General features: G+C 59.1%; 3 pseudogenes. 1 reads left to right on the forward strand and 2 read right to left on the reverse strand.

Annotated elements, in window-relative coordinates:
- Positions 1-123: 123 nt before the first annotated feature.
- A pseudogene (locus JQK88_RS35315) lies at positions 124-1,472 on the forward strand (ISKra4 family transposase).
- A gap of 18 nt (positions 1,473-1,490) precedes the next feature.
- Here JQK88_RS35315 and JQK88_RS35320 read toward each other — a convergent pair.
- A pseudogene (locus tag JQK88_RS35320) lies at positions 1,491-1,931 on the reverse strand (malate synthase G); the annotation flags it as partial.
- A gap of 68 nt (positions 1,932-1,999) precedes the next feature.
- A pseudogene (locus JQK88_RS35325) lies at positions 2,000-2,126 on the reverse strand (IS630 family transposase); the annotation flags it as partial.

Consider the following 2,126-nt stretch of genomic DNA (forward strand, 5'->3'; position numbering starts at 1 on the left):
GTGCTCGCTTCCACCGTCGACGGCTGTTCCATAGCCAGATACTTCATTCGCCAAGCGTCCACTTAATCTAAGCGGACACTAACGCCTCAAGGTACGCGTCAGTAGGCGGCCTTCGTCGTATGCATACTCTCGATCGAGGGTAAAAACGAGTTCGGCGACATTTGTCGCCGAGAAGTCCGGATCGACAAAAGCGAGGAACGCCTGCGCGATGGAGACCATGGCCTTTCGATCGGTGATGGCAAGAAGATCATGGCCGCCTTGCAGAACGCGGTCGTGACTCAGGAGGCTGAGACCTATGCCCTCTTTCGACGGTCTGCCCGGATTGCCATACCTTTCGGCCAGTCAAGGACTATACGACGCGCCGCATTCGAACGGTCTTCGGCACTGTGGAAGTTCGCAATCCCCGCTGGGATGCTGTGCCGGGATTGCCACCCAGGGATAGTCGACGCGTTCGCGCCGCTAAAGGAAATCTGTCCGGATCGGGCAACTCCCGAGTTGATGGAACTGACGGCGCGACTGGCGAGCACGATGCCGTATCGGCAGGCCGCCAGCCTGCTCGACGACCAGATCGCAGAGGAAGCCTGGCGCGCGAGATTGCAGATGGACGAACGGCGTCAGCTCGAAATGCAGCTTCTTGGTAATCGACGGAAAGAGTTCGTCATCAGCATCGATACGGCTCATGGTCGCAGCGCCGATCCAAACTCAGCTCGAAATTTCGAGATCGTCGTAGCCCGATGCGGCCGCGGCGGGCGGGGAGATGCGGGCGGCCGCTACTTCGCCACCAGCAACACCGACCAACCCGCGATACGGATCGAACCCTTCATGCTCTCCGGCGAGAGGGGTATTGCGGCTTTGGCGATGACGGTGATCTCCGATGGCCTCAAGCGGCTACCCCGCGCGATGCCGAGGCTGACCACGCACATCATCGACTGGTTCCACATCGCCATGAAGATCCAACCCATGCAGCAGATCGCGGATCACATGGTTCCCGCTCGGATCTTGCCGCCACCCTCCCAACCATCGACAGGGACATCAGAGCGGTGAAGTGGCGTCTGTGGCACGGACGCTTGGATCGAGCGATCCGCAACCTCCAAGACATTATTAAGCGATTGCTTCCGTTGCGAGGGGCTGGAGATCTGTCGGCCGCGCGTCTCCATACCCTCGGTTCGCAGCTATTCACCTACGTCCGCTCGAATCGCAGTGCCATCATCAATTATGGAGCCCGCTATCGGTCAGGCCTTCGCGTCGCCACGACCCTTGCCGAGTCGGCGGTCAATTCACTGGTGGCCAAGCGCATGGTGAAGAAGCAGCAGATGCGGTGGTCTTAGCATGGCGCCCACATGCTAATGCAGGTACGAACCGCCGAAATGAACGGCGAGCTTCGTGATCGGCTGCGTGCAGGATTTCGAGAACCAGAGCCTCAGGTGCCTTCGCTGTTCAAGCCCAAGCCGCCTCTTCTCCGAGCCGCATAACCCCAGAGAAGTTACCGGTGTCCCGTAAAGCGCGTCGAAAAGGGAACCCCAGCGGGCATTGGCGGCGTTCAGGGCATAGCTTGCATTCATCACCGGCACGACAAGCAGCGGCCCGGCGACCGTCGTGATCTCAGGATCGACATTGGCGGTCGAGACGCGAAAGTCTGGGCCTTCCGGGCAGGAGGTAGCCGATCTCACGCAGGAAAGCTTCTAACCTGCGATGCCGACCGGCGCGCCATGCTCGCGATACCAGACGTCGAGCTCCGCTTGGAGTTCGTCGCGCCTGACGAGAAGCGCCCGGTTCCTCGGTGTCAGATCATGGACGATCGATGAAAAGTTGGTCCAGAATGTTGTTTTCTCGAAGCCGGTGCCTGGCAGTGCGTCTTCGCAAATAAAATCATAGAATTCCCGAGCGATCGTTAGCCGCAGCGGCTTCGACGACGGATGGGGGAGATGCATGATTCCAGCTTCCGCTCCGTCCATTTCGGCAGATGGCCTCATGCTGACCAGATCTATGCGTGCACCACCTAGTCACCTGAATCTGAAGTTCGGTTCATTGTCTTCTGGCAGAAACGCTTGACCGATGCGAGGATCTGGTCGGCGGATTTGACCCACTTGTAAGGGGTGGGGTTTTCGTTGTGGGTTTCGATGAAT

Origin of the sequence: Mesorhizobium caraganae, from assembly GCF_016836705.1 — a bacterium.
GTDB lineage: Bacteria > Pseudomonadota > Alphaproteobacteria > Rhizobiales > Rhizobiaceae > Mesorhizobium > Mesorhizobium caraganae.